The 16,865-nt window shown below is 36.6% G+C and carries 20 protein-coding genes; 15 read left to right on the plus strand and 5 right to left on the minus strand.

Translation table 11 applies throughout. From position 1 onward, the window contains the following. Positions 1-3 precede the first annotated feature (3 nt). Positions 4-2,175, minus strand: a complete 2,172-nt coding sequence (locus BG04_RS23035; protein WP_034652181.1) for an MMPL family transporter — start codon at positions 2,173-2,175, stop codon at positions 4-6. 206 nt (positions 2,176-2,381) lie between these two features. On the opposite strand from BG04_RS23035, the gene BG04_RS23040 reads away from it, so the two are divergent. From BG04_RS23040 to BG04_RS23050, 3 genes are all read left to right on the plus strand, one after another. Beyond that, complete coding sequence (locus BG04_RS23040) at positions 2,382-3,242, plus strand: dimethylarginine dimethylaminohydrolase family protein (RefSeq protein ID WP_034652178.1); 861 nt, start codon at positions 2,382-2,384, stop codon at positions 3,240-3,242. A gap of 127 nt (positions 3,243-3,369) precedes the next feature. After that, positions 3,370-3,573 (plus strand): alpha/beta-type small acid-soluble spore protein, encoded by a 204-nt coding sequence (locus tag BG04_RS23045; RefSeq protein ID WP_013056997.1) that lies wholly within the window; start codon positions 3,370-3,372, stop codon positions 3,571-3,573. A 188-nt stretch (positions 3,574-3,761) separates the two neighbouring features. Then, entirely contained in the window at positions 3,762-4,610 is an 849-nt protein-coding gene (locus BG04_RS23050) for a YihY/virulence factor BrkB family protein (protein ID WP_034652175.1), read from the plus strand. 33 nt (positions 4,611-4,643) lie between these two features. On the opposite strand, the gene BG04_RS23055 is transcribed toward BG04_RS23050, so the two are convergent. Continuing rightward, the gene (locus BG04_RS23055) at positions 4,644-4,919 is read right to left on the minus strand and encodes a hypothetical protein (RefSeq protein ID WP_025752355.1); all 276 of its coding nucleotides are present in this window, start codon (positions 4,917-4,919) and stop codon (positions 4,644-4,646) included. Positions 4,920-5,110: 191 nt separating this feature from the next. On the opposite strand from BG04_RS23055, the gene BG04_RS23060 reads away from it, so the two are divergent. The 6 genes from BG04_RS23060 to BG04_RS31205 all read left to right on the plus strand — a co-directional run bounded on the left by BG04_RS23060 (position 5,111) and on the right by BG04_RS31205 (position 9,773). Beyond that, complete coding sequence (locus BG04_RS23060) at positions 5,111-6,043, plus strand: alpha/beta hydrolase (protein WP_034652173.1); 933 nt, start codon at positions 5,111-5,113, stop codon at positions 6,041-6,043. A 687-nt stretch (positions 6,044-6,730) separates the two neighbouring features. Continuing rightward, positions 6,731-6,988, plus strand: a complete 258-nt coding sequence (locus tag BG04_RS23070) for a hypothetical protein (protein WP_016764068.1) — start codon at positions 6,731-6,733, stop codon at positions 6,986-6,988. Positions 6,989-7,519: 531 nt separating this feature from the next. Then, entirely contained in the window at positions 7,520-7,672 is a 153-nt protein-coding gene (locus BG04_RS30645; RefSeq protein WP_155276302.1) for a hypothetical protein, read from the plus strand. Between the two features lie 40 nt (positions 7,673-7,712). Further along, a complete protein-coding gene (locus tag BG04_RS23075; protein ID WP_034652166.1) occupies positions 7,713-8,402 on the plus strand; it encodes a hypothetical protein in 690 nt (229 codons plus the stop codon). A gap of 148 nt (positions 8,403-8,550) precedes the next feature. Further along, positions 8,551-9,444, plus strand: coding sequence for a helix-turn-helix domain-containing protein (locus BG04_RS23080; RefSeq protein WP_034652164.1), 894 nt, complete (start codon positions 8,551-8,553; stop codon positions 9,442-9,444). A 44-nt stretch (positions 9,445-9,488) separates the two neighbouring features. After that, complete coding sequence (locus BG04_RS31205; protein WP_034652161.1) at positions 9,489-9,773, plus strand: hypothetical protein; 285 nt, start codon at positions 9,489-9,491, stop codon at positions 9,771-9,773. Between the two features lie 62 nt (positions 9,774-9,835). Here the strand turns inward: BG04_RS31205 and BG04_RS23090 are convergent, their stop codons facing one another. Together BG04_RS23090 and BG04_RS23095 are read right to left on the minus strand one after the other, a co-directional pair. Continuing rightward, the gene (locus tag BG04_RS23090; protein ID WP_013083113.1) at positions 9,836-10,348 is read right to left on the minus strand and encodes a PIN domain-containing protein; all 513 of its coding nucleotides are present in this window, start codon (positions 10,346-10,348) and stop codon (positions 9,836-9,838) included. A gap of 7 nt (positions 10,349-10,355) precedes the next feature. Continuing rightward, positions 10,356-10,712 carry a hypothetical protein gene (locus tag BG04_RS23095; RefSeq protein ID WP_034652156.1) on the minus strand — a complete coding sequence of 119 codons (357 nt, stop codon included), beginning with the start codon at positions 10,710-10,712 and terminating at the stop codon, positions 10,356-10,358. A 234-nt stretch (positions 10,713-10,946) separates the two neighbouring features. Here BG04_RS23095 and BG04_RS23100 point away from each other — a divergent pair, with 234 nt between their 5' ends. Both BG04_RS23100 and BG04_RS23105 read left to right on the plus strand, forming a co-directional pair. After that, a complete protein-coding gene (locus BG04_RS23100; RefSeq protein ID WP_034652154.1) occupies positions 10,947-11,507 on the plus strand; it encodes a maltose acetyltransferase domain-containing protein in 561 nt (186 codons plus the stop codon). A 246-nt stretch (positions 11,508-11,753) separates the two neighbouring features. Continuing rightward, on the plus strand, positions 11,754-12,731 hold the full coding sequence (locus BG04_RS23105) for a ring-cleaving dioxygenase (protein WP_034652151.1): 978 nt from the start codon (positions 11,754-11,756) through the stop codon (positions 12,729-12,731). Positions 12,732-12,881: 150 nt separating this feature from the next. On the opposite strand, the gene BG04_RS23110 is transcribed toward BG04_RS23105, so the two are convergent. After that, complete coding sequence (locus BG04_RS23110) at positions 12,882-13,388, minus strand: PCYCGC motif-containing (lipo)protein (RefSeq protein ID WP_013083117.1); 507 nt, start codon at positions 13,386-13,388, stop codon at positions 12,882-12,884. Between the two features lie 234 nt (positions 13,389-13,622). Here BG04_RS23110 and BG04_RS23115 point away from each other — a divergent pair, with 234 nt between their 5' ends. From BG04_RS23115 to BG04_RS30020, 4 genes are all read left to right on the plus strand, one after another. Then, on the plus strand, positions 13,623-14,471 hold the full coding sequence (locus BG04_RS23115) for an STAS domain-containing protein (protein WP_034652150.1): 849 nt from the start codon (positions 13,623-13,625) through the stop codon (positions 14,469-14,471). 286 nt (positions 14,472-14,757) lie between these two features. Then, positions 14,758-14,955, plus strand: a complete 198-nt coding sequence (locus BG04_RS23120) for a DUF3311 domain-containing protein (protein WP_013083119.1) — start codon at positions 14,758-14,760, stop codon at positions 14,953-14,955. After that, the gene (locus BG04_RS23125; protein WP_016764077.1) at positions 14,955-16,448 is read left to right on the plus strand and encodes a sodium:solute symporter family protein; all 1,494 of its coding nucleotides are present in this window, start codon (positions 14,955-14,957) and stop codon (positions 16,446-16,448) included. Before BG04_RS23120 ends, BG04_RS23125 begins: the two co-directional genes overlap by 1 nt. A 232-nt stretch (positions 16,449-16,680) precedes the next feature. Then, on the plus strand, positions 16,681-16,848 hold the full coding sequence (locus BG04_RS30020) for a Fur-regulated basic protein FbpA (RefSeq protein ID WP_013057013.1): 168 nt from the start codon (positions 16,681-16,683) through the stop codon (positions 16,846-16,848). Positions 16,849-16,865: the final 17 nt, after the last annotated feature.

The raw sequence follows: 16,865 nt of genomic DNA on the forward strand, positions 1-16,865 counted from the left end.
TTATTATGATTTTAACTGTTCGTTGGAACTGGACTTATCGTGTTTTTTAGTGAAAAACCACCAGTTGGCATCTCCAAGCAATTTCATAAGAGAAGGGACAAGAAGCATTCTGACAATCGTTGCATCGATAAATATAGCTAAAGCAATTCCTACACCCATTTGTTTAACAGGCGTTACGTCTGTAAAAGCAAAGGCCCCTGTAATTACAATCATAATTAAAGCAGCACTCGTAATGATTTTACTAGTGGAAGCTAGGCCTTCTACCGTTGCCACATTATTATCGCGGGTTTGATGATACACTTCGTGAATGCGCGAAATTAAAAAGACTTCGTAGTCCATGCTAAGCCCAAATACAAGGCCGAAAACAAAGACCGGCAGCACTAAAGCAATATTAGATTCGGTAAGACCTAAATGTCCATTTTGAAACAGCCATACAAGTAAACCAAACGTAGCTGTTAAGCTTAAAATATTCATAATGATAGCCTTTAAAGGAATGAGGACAGAACGAAAAGCAATCATTAAAATGACATACGTTGAAAATAAAACAAGAGCCAAACCATATGGAGCTTTCTCATAAATTTCATCGAATATTTCTTGTTCAAATTTTGGATAGCCGCCAATATGAACGGTGAAAGTTGAACGTTTGTCTTTCCATTTTCGAACAAAATCTTTTGCTTGATCTGAATTTTGGTCTGTATCTAGCGTAGCTTTTATGAGCATATAATGTCCGTTAATGAACGAATCTACAGCTGGCTTTGTCTGTGCACTTATCTGCGGGTTTTCCAGCATAGCTTGAAGCTGATCACTTGATTTTACGTTTAAAGCGGTAGAAATAGAATCGACTTGCTTAACTAACGAATCTTCTTTTAATTGTTTTATAAAAGTAAAGGCATTTGTTAACGGCTTTTCATTCAGCATATTTTGCTTAGCTTCTAGCACAAAATAAACGTCTGCGGTGTTTTTATTTATAAACGTATTGTTATACGTGTCAAAAGCTTGACGAGACTCGTATTTTGTTGGGAGCGCTTCTGAAGACGGTATTTCTAGATGCATGTCTCGAACGGGAATAAGTGCTACTAACAAAATGATAAGAGAAACAATCGTCATAGTTACAGGCTTTTTCATGACAAATGTAGCGAATGAACGCCACCTAGACTGACCGCCTTGTTCGCTGACTTTTAAGATGCGTAAACGATTAATGCGTGTACCTAATATAGCCAGTATGGAAGGAAGAAGCGTAAGAGCTGAAAACACAGCAATAAAAACAACAGCCATTCCTCCAAGAGCGACGTTTCGGAAAATATCCACTTGAATAAACAGCATTCCCGCTAATCCAATAAATACGCATAATCCTGAGAAGATGACCGAGCGTCCCGCTGTTTGAATGGTAATTTTGATTGCTTGTTCTACCGATTTTGTTTGAATTTCTTCTTTAAAGCGATTAATAAATAAAAGGGCAAAGTCAATACTAAGAGCTAATCCAATCATTGGAATCACATTTAAAATAAAGATGGACAGCTCTGTGTACGGATGGAAGAAATAGACAACGCCCATGGTGGTAACGACGGTTACAATTCCTATCATAAGAGGGATTGCAGCGGCTACCACGCCGCCAAAAGCTAGAAGAAGCACAACTAAAGCAACAGGAATACCAATGGCTTCCGCTTTTGCTAAATCAGCTTGGCTTGCTGTATTCATATCTTTTTCAATAATAGGACCACCGGTTAATTTTACACTCATTTCTTTTTCTTCAGCTGAAAGAGTTCTGATCTTTTCCACTCGTTTATCCATCGTGCCATCATCGTGATTAAAGTGGATAATTCCATACGCTGTGCTTCCTTTTATCATCTTGTTAGAAGCTGTTGGTATGTCGACTTTCGACGCGTCTGATTTTTCCTTTGCTTTTTGCATATACTGAGCGATCGTTTGCTGGAATTTCGAGTCAGAAACTCCGTCTTTTTTTTCAAACAAAACGATAATCTGAGCTTCGCTAACATCAAATTTATTAACTAAAAGCTGCTCGGTATCTTTATACATTCCTTTCATTTCAAATCCGTTTCCTCCCAGCACAGAAGGAAGCTTAGCCGCATAAAAGCCAAATCCGATAATTAGGATTATCCATAGTATTAATAAAAATTTCCTGCTCGCATATAATGCGTTCGCTACTTTATTCATATTAACCTCCAATTTTTTGTACAGTTACTAGACTATTTTATACTAACAGTTATTGTAATTAGAAGAAGTATTGTGTTTTTTTGTTTTTCTTGCTTGAAAAAGCTTTTTAGATAGATGCGCAGGGGTGCTTCCTCAGCAAAATCGTGTTTATGTTTCGGGTAATTTAGGGAACACTGTACATAAATGCACGAAGGGGGATTAAAAAGATGCAAATGAAACAGCCAGCTAAAATGACGAATAGTTATGGGTGTAAAAATGAGTATGATACATTAAAACGTGTGGTCGTTTGCCCACCTACATATATGAAAATTGAAGAAATTATTAATGAAACACAAAAGCACTATGCGGATGAAAATATTGATGAGAGCTTGGCTTCAAAGCAGCACCGTCAATTTGTTGAATGCCTTCAAAAAGAAGGAGTAGAAGTCATCGGGCTATCTGCACAAGAGCCATTTCCAGAACAAGTATTTACGCGGGATATTGGCTATACGCTCGGAGACACCGTTATTGTCACGAAAATGGGCAGCGAGATTCGAAGTGGAGAAGAACAAGTGCTAGCCGATTGGCTGCAGCAGCAAGATATTCCTTTCCATCAGGTGCCGGACCATCCTATTGAAGGAGGAGATGTGCTGATTGATGGACAAGCTATTTTTATTGCGCTCAGCGACCGTACAAGTAAAGAAGGTGTGGAGCATATCCAAGAGCTGCTTCCAGCCTATGAGGTTGTTCCGATTCCTATTGATCGGTCTTATCTTCACCTTGATTGTGTGTTAAATATTTTATCACCTACAGAAGCGCTCGTATTTTCACCCGCTTTACATGAGAAAGAATTAAATTTACTTCGCATGAAATATGACTTAATTGAAGTAACAAAAGAAGAGCAGTTTACGATGGGAACCAATGTATTATCAATCGGTAATCAGCGGGTGATCAGCCTGCCAATGAATACAGAAGTGAATGAAGAGTTAAGGAAACGAGGCTATAAAGTGATTGAAGTTGATATATCTGAAATTATTAAGTCGGGCGGTTCTTTCCGCTGCTGCACAATGCCTCTTGAACGAGTGTAAAAAAGCTTAAAAAGAAAAAAAGATCTCGGCGATAGCCAGGGATCTTTTTTTTGAGGGATGTTGTATAAAATTTCAAGTGAAAGGAACATTAACCTATATAAGCTGTTGAAGGAAAGGAGTGATAAACATGGCAAATCGTAATCCTATTTTAGTTCAAGGTGCTGAACAGCTTCTTGATCAGCTAAAAACGGAAATCGCGGGAAGACTTAACGTTCAGCTTGGCGCTGAGCAAACAGCTCGTGCAAATGGTTCTGTTGGTGGAGAAATGACGAAGCATCTTGTTGCAATGGCGCAACAGCAATTAAGTGGTGCACAAGGACACATTCGCTAGTCTGCTCTACATAAACACTCTGATGAAAAGTTCTGGCTCTTTTGAGCTGGAACTTTTTTGTGTAGGAAACATCATTCTACTTTCTCTTGATCGTTTGATTTGAGATTTTGCTTGAAATTCTCCACTTTCAAGGTTGAAAAGTGCATAAAATGGGAAAAGAACAAAAAAAGAGAAAGTAGAGGTTTATCATGAAAAAGCTATTATCATTTGGAAAAAGTCTTGGTAAAGAAATTCAAGAAGACCAAGCAACGGGACTAGCGGCTGAGCAAGCCTATTACTATATGCTATCATTATTCCCTATGCTTATTTTACTGATATCGATTGTTCCGTATCTATCTATTAAACCGGAAGAGGCAATCGATGTCCTTCAAAGCGTTATGCCTGGAGAAACGGCTGCAATCTTTAAAGATAACGTAGCTCACTTTATAAGCCAACCAAACGGCGGGTTACTGACTGTAGGGATTTTAGGAACCATTTGGTCTGCTTCAAACGGTATGAACGCCTTTATCCGTGCAATGAACCAAGCCTACGACGTGAAAGAACAGCGCTCGTTTATTAAAGTAAGAGGCTTGTCCATTCTTTTAACAATTGGATTGATCGTAACAATTGTTGTATCCCTTCTTTTACCGGTGTTCGGAGGGGTTTTGTTAAATTGGATAAGCGAATGGTTTTCTCTTCCTTCAGGTACAACAGTGGTTTTAAATATTCTGCGCTGGATTATCGGTGTCGGCATTATGGTACTTGTTTTATCCGTATTATACAGATTAGCCCCAAACAAAACGTTTCCTTTTGCCCATGTATGGCCCGGAGCGCTCGCTGCTACGCTGTTATGGCAGCTGACATCTTTAGGGTTCTCATTTTACGTAAGCAACTTTGGCAATTATTCTGCTACTTATGGAAGCTTAGGAGGCGTGATTGTTCTGATGCTTTGGCTATTTTTAACGGGGTTAATTCTCGTTATTGGAGGAGAGATTAACGCTATTTATCACCGAAACAAAACGGCTGCGCCTCCTAAAGATACGTCTCAGGCGATGTAATAAAAAAGGAAACCTTTATAGAGGTTTCCTTTTTTAACGTTTAAAGCTATTAACAAGCTGTTTAAATGAGTTGGCTGTATATTTGACCGAATCTTTTTTGTACTGCACATCGGTTTTAATCGCTGCTTGTGTTACTTTTAAATGATTTGTTTTTTCTTTGATATGATCAGTTTCGTTTTGAAGATGTTGAGAAGTGGCATTTACAGAGTTCACAGTTGGCTTGATTTTTTTATTAAATGATACGCCTGCGTAAATAAGATACGCAAGTGATGCCAAAACAACAGCTAAGCTTATATAAACAATAATCATCGGTGTGCCTCCTTTGTACGTATTTATATAGGTGAGAATAAAATATATACGAATATCATCCTCTTTATTTAATTGTTATACCCATTTTTAATCAAAACAAACAAAAGCCTACCGAGAAGACAATATATTGGATTTTTTCTGAAATTTCATTCATCATTACATATAGAGTTACCTTGAAAGGAGAGAGAAGAATGCCGTTAGATCCGCATATTCAAATATTTCTAAATCAATATAATGAAATGCCCCGTCCTGCTTTAGAGGACGTTACACCCCCGCAGCTGAGGGAAATGGAAAAGATGTCCTTAACTCCTTCTAAAGAAGTAGTTAAAAAAGTATATAATGAAGAAATTGAATTAAATGAACGTATGCTCACTATACGAGTGTATGAACCTGAAGGAACAGGGCCATTTCCCGCTCTTGTTTACTACCACGGAGGAGGCTGGGTATTAGGAAGCCTGGATACTCATGACTCTATATGCAGGTCGTATGCAAATGAAGCAAACTGTATTGTAGTGTCTGTTGATTACCGTCTTGCTCCCGAAGATAAATTTCCCGCTGCAGTAAACGATGCCTATGACGCCCTGGATTGGATTTCAGCTCATGCGTCTCAATTAAATATCAATTCAAATAAAATTGCCGTCGGTGGCGACAGTGCCGGTGGCAACCTTGCTGCGGTTGTGAGCATTTTAGCAAAAGAAAGACAGGGTCCGTCTATTGTTCATCAGCTGCTTATTTATCCATCTGTAGGATTTAAAAATCAGCACCCTGCCTCTATGAAAGAAAATGGGGAAGGATATTTTCTTTCAAAAGATCTTATGGATTGGTTTCGTCTTCACTACTTAAACAATAAAGAAGAAGAACAGCATCCCTATAACGCTCCGGTATTACTAGAAGATTTATCGAGTCTACCGAGCGCTACCATTATTACAGCACAATATGATCCTCTAAGAGATAGCGGAAAAGACTACGCGGACGCATTAAAAAATCACGGTGTCCCCGTCACCTATGAAAATTATGAAACAATGATTCACGGGTTTTTAGGGTTTCATGAATTTGTCCCACTCGCTCAGCAGGCGATCAATAAAAGCGCAGCTCAACTGCGTCAAGTATTTGATTCTATTTAAGTTGCAAAGATATATAGTGTTATAAATTATATGAACTTGGGGGAAGCAGCACATGGATGTGCTGTTTTTTCTGTATTTGGAGGGAGAAAAGGTTAAAAAGAGTTTCAAAAAAATAGCCTATTATCTCTTTTAAAGTTATTTCAATGTTATAAATAAAGACAATGTTATAGAAGTTATTGAAAATGATGCTTCACAATAAAAGAAAAGATTTCATATCTTAATGAAGGTTTTTTACAAGTTGAAACAAAGTAGGTGATTAAATGTTCTATTCTAATTTTTATACTCCTTTTAACTATGCTTTCTACCCTTATTTCATGCCTTCTTTTGGACGTCCTACTGGATATGTACTGAATTCTAGTGGTGAAGTTGACAGCTGGTGGGGAAATTATCCGTTAGGGTATCCTGCGAAAGCTCCAAAATTTTTGAGTGGGGGGCAGACGCCTATTTCAGGACCTGCAATACCATTCAGTTTCAGGAGTTATTATTGAACTGATTACAAGGGTTACTGCCGTAAAAGGTAAGAAAGATACGTACAAAATTAAAGCAGTATTTAAAGCGACTGAAAGAGATGATATTTAATTCAGTCGAGAAAGTCGATCATAGGGTCGACTTTTTATTTTAGGTAATTAACAAGTTTGATTTGGTTAATGAAGGGAAAATAATAAGTAACTAAAAGGAGGTGGAGTTATGGATTATAAACAAAAAGATTATTATATCAGTGCAAAAGAAAATGAGTATTATAAAGTAATAAATGTAGTAGATCATATGTTAGAGGAAGCACAAAGTAATAACAAATATCCAGTATGGGGCGAAAAACTAAGAACAGAGTTAAAAGAAAGTGCTGGTAATAACCTTACTCCATGGCATTTTAATATGATAATATCCACACTTTTAGATTATGTACCTGAAGAAGTAAAGAATAAATCTAATGCTAAGTCACTCTGATGAGTGGCTTTTTATTATATCTATAGTATGCAAATTAAAATATGCGCTAAATAATAAAGGGTAAAAAAGGTGGCTAAACAACATGCCTAAAAATCCATTTAAGATATGTAACACAGAGGAATGTTGTCAATTAGCTTATAGAAGGCAGGTGTACTCCTGTTGAAAGAGCCTATCACCTTATAGAAGTGAAAGAGGATTGGAGTAAACGTTTCTCTATAGGTAACTTATAGAGTGAACGTAAAGCACAGCACCATAAGGTTCACTTTGGTGTAGATGGTAAGAAGTACACCAAGATTAAGAAGATAAGAGAATCTATTAGAGAATGCTTATTTACAGAAAAGCAAGTAAAAGAATTATTAAAAGTTATAGAAAGTATAATGATGGATTACATTAATTATAGGGAAGAAAATGCAGAGAATGGGAATGATTCAAAAAGAAAATTATCGAAAAATTGAGAAGGGAAATAATTGAATAGATAAAAAAAATAACCTTTTTCGTGATATTATTTACTCATTAAGGGGGCTGGGTGTTGTGAATGAACAATTAAAACCTGAGGAAATTAGCATAGAAGTTAAACTTGAGCTTCTAAAGATATGTAATGACGTAATGAACAATATAGTGACCCCTAAAGAATTAATTAAGGACTTAGAAAAATTAGTTAGTCAAATCAGTTTATCAGTTTAATGTAACACTCCATACAGGGAAAAGTTAAGGGGAGAATGCTGTGAAAAAGTTGTTAGTTGGTAGCATTTTGTTGTCTTTGAGTTTAACTATGGGAGCATGTGACCAAGGGGAAGAGAAGAACGCTGAGACTTCTAAGAAAGAAACTGCTGTAAAGCCAGAAAAAAAGACTAATGAAATAGAATTAAATAAGAAATCTGAATCTATACAAATTCAAGATGAACAGAAAGATTTACGTGCGTACGCTACAAAAGTTGAAGAAGAAAGGAAGGCTAAGGAATTAGCAGAACAAAAAGCAAAAGAGGAAGCGGAAGCTAAACGACAAGTAGAAATAGCCGAACAACAAAGACCACAAAAGATTGCCGAAGAACAACGTGTATCAGCTCAACAAGCAGAGCAAAAGAAGGAAGCAGAATCTCCAGTTAGTCAAGAAACAATCGATAATTATGAAGCAAATCAAGCTGAAACATGGGCTGAAGAGGCTGAGATTGAGGAGGAACTGAATAAAGAAGAAGAAGAAAGATTAGCTAAAGAAAAGGCAGAACAAGAAGCATATGAAGCTCAAATCATTGCTGAACAAGATGCTAATTTCTCCGATGAAGCAAAGGAACAGATTCAAAAAGAAATTGATGAAGAAGGATATAGTCAAACATCATACTATTGCGATCAAGTTATGACTGCTGTACAAAGAGGGGATATGACTAAAGAAGAAGCTGGAGGTTGTTTGAAATAATTTAATTATAATTTCAAGAATTTCCTTTGGAATTATTTTCTTATTTCTATTGATAAAAAAACCACCTAAATGGTACAATAGACTTATAAAAATATAATGGAACGTTGTTTTCACAGAGTTTATTGACGACATTAAGTAAGGTGATTTTTTGAATGATAAAAAACAAGTAGGTCAGCTGATTCAAGATCTGCGAAAGATTGCGGAAATGACAACTGTCGAGTTATCAGAAGGAATTTGTACTGAAGAAGAGCTACATCGATTTGAACAAGGTGAAATTCATGCAAGCAGTGAAGTTCTCTATCATTTATCGAAACGCTTAGGGGTTCCGATGAATTATTTCTTTGAAGCAGGAGAGCTAACGCCCAACGATTATTCTAAAGAAATTAAATCGACCATTAGGCATTATATACGAAAACGCGATTATGAAACCGTGTTACATATGGTGAACAAAGAAAAAGATAATCCTATGTTTCAAGATCCTTTTCATGCACAATTTTTCCTATGGCACGAAGCCATATGTGATTATTATATTGGAAATAAATTTGAACAAGCACTTCGTAAATTGGAAAAAGCTATTGCGTTCACGCGTACGAGCGAACAGTTTTATTCAGAAAAAGAGATTGCTATTTTAAATAGTATTGCCATTATTTATGAAGAAGAAGGTCATTTAAAAAAAGCGTTCAGTACGTTTATGGAAGGGTTGCAGCATATTGCTTTGCTTCCTAAATTAAAAGATCCTCTTGTCAAAATTCGAATTTTATATGGATTATCGCGTGCGCTTTTGCAAATGGAACGTTATGAAAAGTCGATTAAATATGCACAAGCAGGACTAGAGCTGTGTATTCAGCATGAGACGCTTTATTTATTAGGAGAACTGCACTATCAAATTGGAGAAGCACTCTGTCAGCTTGGTGAGCTTAAACAAGGAATAGCCTACCTAGAAAAAGCTATTACCGTTTTTGAAATTGAACAAAATGAAGCGTTTGTGACCATTATTCAAGAGGAGATGTCTAAATATCAAGAAACAAAAAAGAAGAGCTGAACGCTCTTCTTTTTTTTATCTCCAATACACTGGGTGTGGGTAAAATGGCCGAGGGCGAGGGTAAAAGTAAGGGGGGTGGTAATAAATGGGACGAGGATAAGGGTAAGGATAAAATGGCCGAGGGCGAGGATACGGATAATAACCATAAGGGAATCTTTCGTCAGTTTCATGAGGATTTGAATAATAATCATAGCCATATTGATACTCTTCTAAAGGTTGTTCCGGGTAATATTGATAATTCACTCTTTTCACCGCCTAAGTTTTTATGCTTTTTACTGTATTCATTACAGAAAGAATTGGAGTATGTACTCATCAAACTTTTAATTTGAAAAAGGCGGGAGACAAGGAGTATTTTGAAAATAAAAACAAATTAGCTTTCCTTCTCGTTTTCTTATAAGTTATCAGCATCAGGAAGGGTGGGATGTTCAAAGCTTTTAATAAAAGAAGCGTAAGCAATCGTATCTTTAATAGGGTTTACATAAGATAATGGTTGACCTCGGTAGCTGAAATTAAATGTAATCCAAGCAAAATCTTTATTATTGTTGGAAATCAGTTTTGCATTATGTATAAAAGCAGATGCGGCAATCATCGCATCTGGGCCTTTAATTTTTTTATTGGATTCTATTTTAGCTTTTCGGCGAATTTGAGCTGCTAGCTGTGCAATTTCACTTGTAACGTCTACAATCTTATCTGTCATATCGTAAATATAATGATTTTTTACTGCTTTGACTTGAGGATTTGTTTCTACTTCCCAATGCGACAGAAGTTCCATTTCTACAACGGTAGGCATTAAAAATTCCGCATTATTTGAAATAAGTTCATTAATATATTCCACAACTTCTGGATAATTAAGCGCATGTGAAGCCCAAATGTTTGTATCAATGATTACTTTTTCATCCAACACAAATCGTTCACTCCTCTCTACTAGCCATTCGTACCAGCTCTTCTAACCCAAAAGGTGAGTAAAGAGCCGCAGATTCTGAAAGCTGATTGCTTAATAGAAGCTTTTCATATTTAGTTAATCTAGTTTTTGCAGATTTTATGAGCTTTTCTTGTGTGTCATTTAATGTTTTATCTTTTTTATCGTACGTGCGTAGAACTTTATTTTGAGGTTTGTATTTAAGATTTTTCTTCTGCATAGGGGGTGAGGGAGGTAATTGCGGCGAGGGTTGCGTATAAATTTTCCCATTTATTTTTAGGTTAAAGTGCTTCTGAACTTCCTTGCTGTATGTTCCTTTTTGGTCATCTACCAAGCGCTGTGCTTTCATGATATCCCTGCCTTTTTTATAAATTTATATAGTATATGTGATGAAGTTTTCTCTTACTATTCCTTTTATATAAAAAGATTAAAAAATTAGCTTCCGGGAGTTATTAAATTAACTAATGTTTGCCTGGGGGGTGATAATCTCAGCGAATACCGGACAAAGGTTTAAAAACATGATATCGTGTAAGAGAATAAATCAGTATCGGTTAGAGAAGGAACTACAAAAAGGGGATACAAAATGAAAACAGAAAAACAAAAAATGCTGGATGGAGAATTATACCTTTCCGCTGATCCGCAATTAATAAAAGAACGTGAAAACGCTCGAAGATTAACAAGGCTTTATAACCAAACAACAGAAAGGGAAGAAGAAAGACGTACAAACTTATTAAAAGAACTGTTTGGGTCTACGGGAAATTCTCTTTGCATAGAGCCTACTTTCCGCTGTGACTACGGTTCTAACATTCATGTTGGAGAAAATTTTTATGCTAACTTTGATTGCGTACTTTTAGATGTATGTGAAATAAGAATAGGAGATAATTGTTTTCTTGCACCAGGTGTACATATCTATACAGCAACTCATCCTTTGCATGCTCTTGAAAGAATTTCAGGAGCTGAGTTTGGAAAACGCGTAGAAATAGGAAATAACGTCTGGATTGGGGGAAGAGCCGTTATTAATCCTGGAGTGAAAATAGGCAACAATGCGGTAATTGCTTCCGGTACCGTTGTGACAAAAAATGTTCCTGATAACGTGGTAGTCGGAGGCAATCCTGCAGTTATAATCAAGCATATTGAAAATTAAAGAATAAACAAAGAGCTTTTGAATTGTAAAAGCTCTTTGTTTATACGATGTTTTATTGCCGATTTGGCTCGTTCTCATTTATAATGTTTTGGTTAAATGTAAAAATATACATATTTCCTTCCGAGATCATCCATACTTTATTGACAAAGGAAAATTAATCGTGGTATATTATCTTTAATTAAAGATATTCAAATTAAAGATAAATGACGAATGATAAACTAGACGATTTATCCGGAGGAATGTAGAATGAACCACTTAAAAGGAATACACCACGTAACGGCTATTACAAGCAGTGCAGAAAAGAATTATGAATTTTTCACATATGTGTTAGGCATGCGCTTAGTTAAAAAAACGGTCAATCAAGATGATATTCAAACGTATCATTTGTTTTTTGCAGATGATAAAGGTAGCGCCGGAACGGACATGACTTTTTTTGATTTTCCAGGTATTCCAAAAGGTTTTCACGGAACAAATGAAATTTCAAAAACATCTTTCCGCGTTCCAAATGATGCGGCTTTAGACTATTGGGTAAAGCGCTTTGATCGCTTAGAAGTAAATCATACGGGGATTCAAGAGCTATTTGGGAAAAAGACGCTTTCGTTTGTTGATTTTGATGATCAGCAGTATCAGTTAATTTCCGATGAAGGAAATCAAGGAGTTGAATCAGGCACTCCTTGGCAAAAAGGCCCTGTCCCTCTTCAATACGCTATTACGGGACTCGGTCCTATCTTTATTCGTATTGCCGAGTTTAATTACTTTAAAGAAATGATGGAAAAAGTCCTTTTATTTAAAGAGATTGCTCAAGAAGGAGATCTTCACCTATTCGAAGTAGGAGAAGGAGGAAACGGTGCGCAAGTAGTAGTAGAATACAATGAAAAACTTCCGCAGGCTCAGCAAGGTTTTGGAACTGTTCATCACGTTGCTTTTCGCGTAGAAAATCGACAAGCTCTTGAAGAGTGGATTAATCGAATGCCAAGCTTCGGTTTCCATACGTCTGGTTATGTGAATCGTCACTTCTTTGAATCGTTGTATGCAAGAGTGGCTCCGCAAATTTTATTTGAATTTGCGACAGATGGACCAGGATTTATGGGAGATGAACCTTACGAAACGCTTGGAGAAAAATTATCACTGCCTCCGTTTTTAGAGCCAAAACGTGCAGAAATTGAGAAGCTCGTGCGTCCGATTGATACAGTAAGAAGTACAAAAGAGTTTGTAAAAGAATAGTACACAAAAAACACTCAAATAGCTATTTGAGTGTTTTTTGCTGTTTCAAAGATGAACAAGCTTTCAAAACGCTAAAAAAGAACGTGTTTTTGATATTTTCTACTTTTATATATACCTGTCGCGAATGTTTGCTTAAAAACTGCCAATGCTCTACAAGGAAGGAGTAGGAGTGGGTTGTGCATAGCCTTCTTTATATTTTTCATCGATGTCTTTGCGGATATCTTTTATTGATTTGCCTCGGTTATAGTCGAGCATAGCTTTAGCTGCAATTTCTATACACAATCCGCACTTTGTTCCATGATCATCCCAGACAACTGCTCCGTTTCTTTTATTTTTAAAAATAAAGCAGTCATAGCTGTTTTTGTGATTCGCTTCCATGCCACATCCGCAGTAGCAAGGGATTTTTTCAAGCAGTTCACGATTTTTAGCAACGGATAGATAAACTAGTTTCATATCTTTAGGCTGATTCTTCAAAAACTGTGGCAAAACATCTGCTCCCGGAGTCTCTTCGCGAATATCAGCAACTGCAGCTTTGTGATGTTCATGACCTGAATGTGCAGAAGAGTTTGTGGCAGAAGAAGTTGTTGTATTGTTTGAACAAGCGGATAATCCAATACTTGTAGCGAGAATCCCCAATAAAATAATTGATTTTTTCAATACAATTAACATCCTTTCATGTGAAAATAAATGATAGTTGCATCATACACGGCAGTTTATCTATGTAGATAATTAAATACCTGCTTGTTTATATCTAATTCTCTATAAGTATGCAGAGCGGTTATCGTGTATGATAGAGATGGACGAGGAAAAAATATGAAGCATGAATTTATCATAAGGTGCGTTTTGTAAGTAATTGGACACAAGGAGAAAGTGAACGGAGGTTAAATAGTAGTGAGTGAACAAAATCAACGTCTTTTTGAATATATTTTAGAAAATTCAGCCTCTATCAGTGAAGAATGGCTGCGCCAAAGAAGTAATATTAAAGGATCGATTTACTCAAAGGACGCAGATTCTTCAGTTGAGAAAAAGCTGCGTGAGCAGCATCTTTATACGATTGAAACAATTGCGAGCGGCTTTCTTGACGATCAAAAGATTTTTAAGCAACGTATGGTGAAATGGACGACGGAAGTAGTAAACAGTAGAATTAAATTTGATACGCCGATTTACGAGGTAGTAGAAGCGCTAAGCAAAACAAGAAAAATTATTTGGACGTATGTCAAAACATATAGTCTGATACATTCATCTATTACAAAAGAAGATATACTGTCTTGGAGCGAAGTTTATCATACAACATTTGATAAACTCATTAATGAATTCTCCGAACAGTATTATAAAATCACAAGGCAAAAAATAAGTCTTCAGCAAGAGCTAATCGACGAAACGAGTTTTCCTGTCATTCCAATTGTAGATCACATCGCGGTCTTGCCTTTAGTAGGGCTTATTGATGAAATCAAAGGTGATTCTATTATCGAGGTTGTTCCAAAAAAGTGTGCAGAAAAACATATAAGGCATCTAGTCATTGACTTATCGGGTGTAAATTATGTAGATACGTATGTCGCTCACAAGTTTTTTGATTTGATTAACATTTTGCAGCTGCTAGGCATCCATGCGATTATGTCAGGAGTGAGTCCTGACATGGCTCAGACGGCTGTTAATGTAGGAATTAGTTTTAATAAAATTGAAACGTTTGGACATTTACACCAAGCTCTCTCTTCGCTTGGTGTAAAGAATAAAGTATAGAAATACTAAATCGAAACGGAACTGAGACCTTTGCTCTCCAGTTCCTTTTCTTTTTGTTTGTCTATATTCTGCTGCATTCAAAATCTTGTAAGCATGCCTTACAAACTCCTTTTCATATGGGGACAAATGGAAGATACTAAGGAACAAATAAACGGCGGTTTTCTATGCCAAACGTCTCGTTTAGCTCAAGAATGGAGGTGTAAAGAGAAGAATAAGAGAAGTATATAATGAGATAGTTAAAGTGTTAGATAAGTACTGATAAGCCGTGTGATTAAGGAGGAGTTCTATGAAAATAATTTATCTTCTTTGCTTACTTCCGTTTGTAGGAATATTAGGTTTATTGCCTTTTGTTAACAAAGTAACGCCGTTTATTTTAGGGATGCCTTTTTTTCTCTTTTGGATTGTTATGTGGGTAATCCTTACGTCTTTTATTATGGGTATTGTGTACAAGCTCGATCCTGCTGTTAAAGGAGGAGATAAATAATGAATACCGCTCTGATTATTATTTTTGGTTTTTTACTTTTAGCTATTTATCTTGGAATTCGAGCTACGCGGGGCAAAAAAATGGATTTAGAACAGTGGAGCGTAGGCGGCAGAGGTTTTGGAACTGTTTTTGTCTTCTTTTTGATGGCGGGTGAAATCTATACTACTTTTACGTTTCTAGGAGGAAGCGCTTGGGCATATGGAAAAGGAGGGCCAGCGTTTTATATTTTAGCCTATATTTCTTTAGCGTACGTGTTAGGATATTGGATCGGCCCGCAAATATGGCGATATGCGAAGCAGCATAAGCTCATGTCTCAGCCGGATTTTTTTGTTTCAAAATACAACAGCCCGTTTCTAGGCATCGTTGTTTCATGCGCAGGGGTGCTGGCAATTGTTCCTTATATTATTTTACAGTTCAAAGGCTTAGGTATTATTGTATCTGAAGCTTCTTATGGCTCTATCTCTTCAACCGCAGCCATTTGGATTGGAGCCATATCATTAACGGTTTACTTAATGATATCAGGCATACATGGTTCCGCGTGGACGGCCATTGTTAAAGATATTATGATTTTTATTGTCGTCTTATTTTTAGGAATATATATGCCGTTCCATTACTACGGAGGCTTACAGCCGATGTTTGAGGCTGTGCATCAAGCAAATCCAACATTTCTTACTCTTCCCAAGACAGGTCTAAGTATTTCGTGGTTTATTTCTACAGTCATGCTGACCGTATTAGGATTTTACATGTGGCCGCATACGTTTAATGCAACGTATTCAGCTGAAAACGAGAATGTATTTCGAAAGAATTCTATTATAAGTCCTATTTATACGTTAATGCTGCTTTTTGTCTTTTTTGTAGGGTTTACTGCTCTTATGCAGGTACCTGGACTACAAGGCGCAGAAGCGGACTTGTCACTGCTTCGTCTTTCCATTCAAACATTTGACCCGTGGATTGTCGGCTTTATTGGCGCAGCTGGTTTATTAACAGCACTTGTGCCTGGATCAATGCTTTTGATGGCAGCTTCTACGTCACTATCTAAAAACGTTTATGGCGTTCTTGTTCCCTCAGCGACGGGCAAACAAATTTCGATACTGGCTAAATGTTTCGTACCGGTCATTGCGCTTGTTTCAGTCTATTTTACACTTCATGGAGGAAATACGATTGTAACGCTTTTACTAATGGGCTACAGCATTGTGACGCAGCTGTTTCCTGCTTTTATTTTTAGTTTAATGAAAAACAATATCGTGACTAAATACGGGGCATGTGCAGGTATTGTTGCCGGCATTGCGTCTGTGATGTATATAACGATTACTGAAACAACGCTTGGCACGTTGTTTCCTGCGTTGCCACAAATTATTAAAGATACAAATGTCGGCGTTATTTCTTTATTTATTAATTTAGTTGTATTAATGGTGGTCAGTTTAGCAACGAAAAAAATCGCCGCACAGCCGCATTTTGAAAGCGGGGCAGTAGATGGAAAACAAATTTTGTGAAAATCTTTTTCCAATTGCGTTTTAAGAACATCATGAAGGGTATAAAAGTAGTGCATCATCAAAATGTTCAATATGGCTGCAAGACATAAGCAGCCTTCTCGATAAAATGTAACGATTGTGTTGTTTTTAAACTTAAACATAGGTAACAAGTGTGAAAAGCAACAAGACGTATGCCACAAGCGGTGTACGTCTTTTCTATGAAAGATATTTACCTAAAAAAGGAGATGATAACATGACATCTGAAAAAGCATTTGAGCAAAAGAAAGATCTTTTAATGAATCAAATTATTGAATCGGGTTACTTTAAAGCAGAAGACGGGAGACATTTGTACGAATTGAATTTAAGTGAACTAGAACAAACGCATCACGATCTTCAAAACCAAAAAATAAGAGAAGTATAATTAAAATCTTCCAGATT

It is taken from the genome of Priestia megaterium NBRC 15308 = ATCC 14581 (assembly GCF_000832985.1).
Classification (GTDB): Bacteria; Bacillota; Bacilli; order Bacillales; family Bacillaceae_H; genus Priestia; species Priestia megaterium.

Coding starts and splice junctions, on each gene's coding strand:
- BG04_RS23035 (WP_034652181.1), bottom strand. CDS start 2,175: ATGAATAAAGTAGCGAACGCATTATATGCGAGCAGGAAATTTTTATTA.
- BG04_RS23095 (WP_034652156.1), bottom strand. CDS start 10,712: ATGAAAGCACAGCGCTTGGTAGATGACCAAAAAGGAACATACAGCAAG.
- BG04_RS23040 (WP_034652178.1), top strand. CDS start 2,382: ATGCAAATGAAACAGCCAGCTAAAATGACGAATAGTTATGGGTGTAAA.
- BG04_RS30020 (WP_013057013.1), top strand. CDS start 16,681: ATGACATCTGAAAAAGCATTTGAGCAAAAGAAAGATCTTTTAATGAAT.
- BG04_RS23105 (WP_034652151.1), top strand. CDS start 11,754: ATGAACCACTTAAAAGGAATACACCACGTAACGGCTATTACAAGCAGT.
- BG04_RS23055 (WP_025752355.1), bottom strand. CDS start 4,919: ATGATTATTGTTTATATAAGCTTAGCTGTTGTTTTGGCATCACTTGCG.
- BG04_RS23050 (WP_034652175.1), top strand. CDS start 3,762: ATGAAAAAGCTATTATCATTTGGAAAAAGTCTTGGTAAAGAAATTCAA.
- BG04_RS23100 (WP_034652154.1), top strand. CDS start 10,947: ATGAAAACAGAAAAACAAAAAATGCTGGATGGAGAATTATACCTTTCC.
- BG04_RS23045 (WP_013056997.1), top strand. CDS start 3,370: ATGGCAAATCGTAATCCTATTTTAGTTCAAGGTGCTGAACAGCTTCTT.
- BG04_RS23120 (WP_013083119.1), top strand. CDS start 14,758: ATGAAAATAATTTATCTTCTTTGCTTACTTCCGTTTGTAGGAATATTA.
- BG04_RS23070 (WP_016764068.1), top strand. CDS start 6,731: ATGGATTATAAACAAAAAGATTATTATATCAGTGCAAAAGAAAATGAG.
- BG04_RS23125 (WP_016764077.1), top strand. CDS start 14,955: ATGAATACCGCTCTGATTATTATTTTTGGTTTTTTACTTTTAGCTATT.
- BG04_RS23060 (WP_034652173.1), top strand. CDS start 5,111: ATGCCGTTAGATCCGCATATTCAAATATTTCTAAATCAATATAATGAA.
- BG04_RS31205 (WP_034652161.1), top strand. CDS start 9,489: ATGGCCGAGGGCGAGGGTAAAAGTAAGGGGGGTGGTAATAAATGGGAC.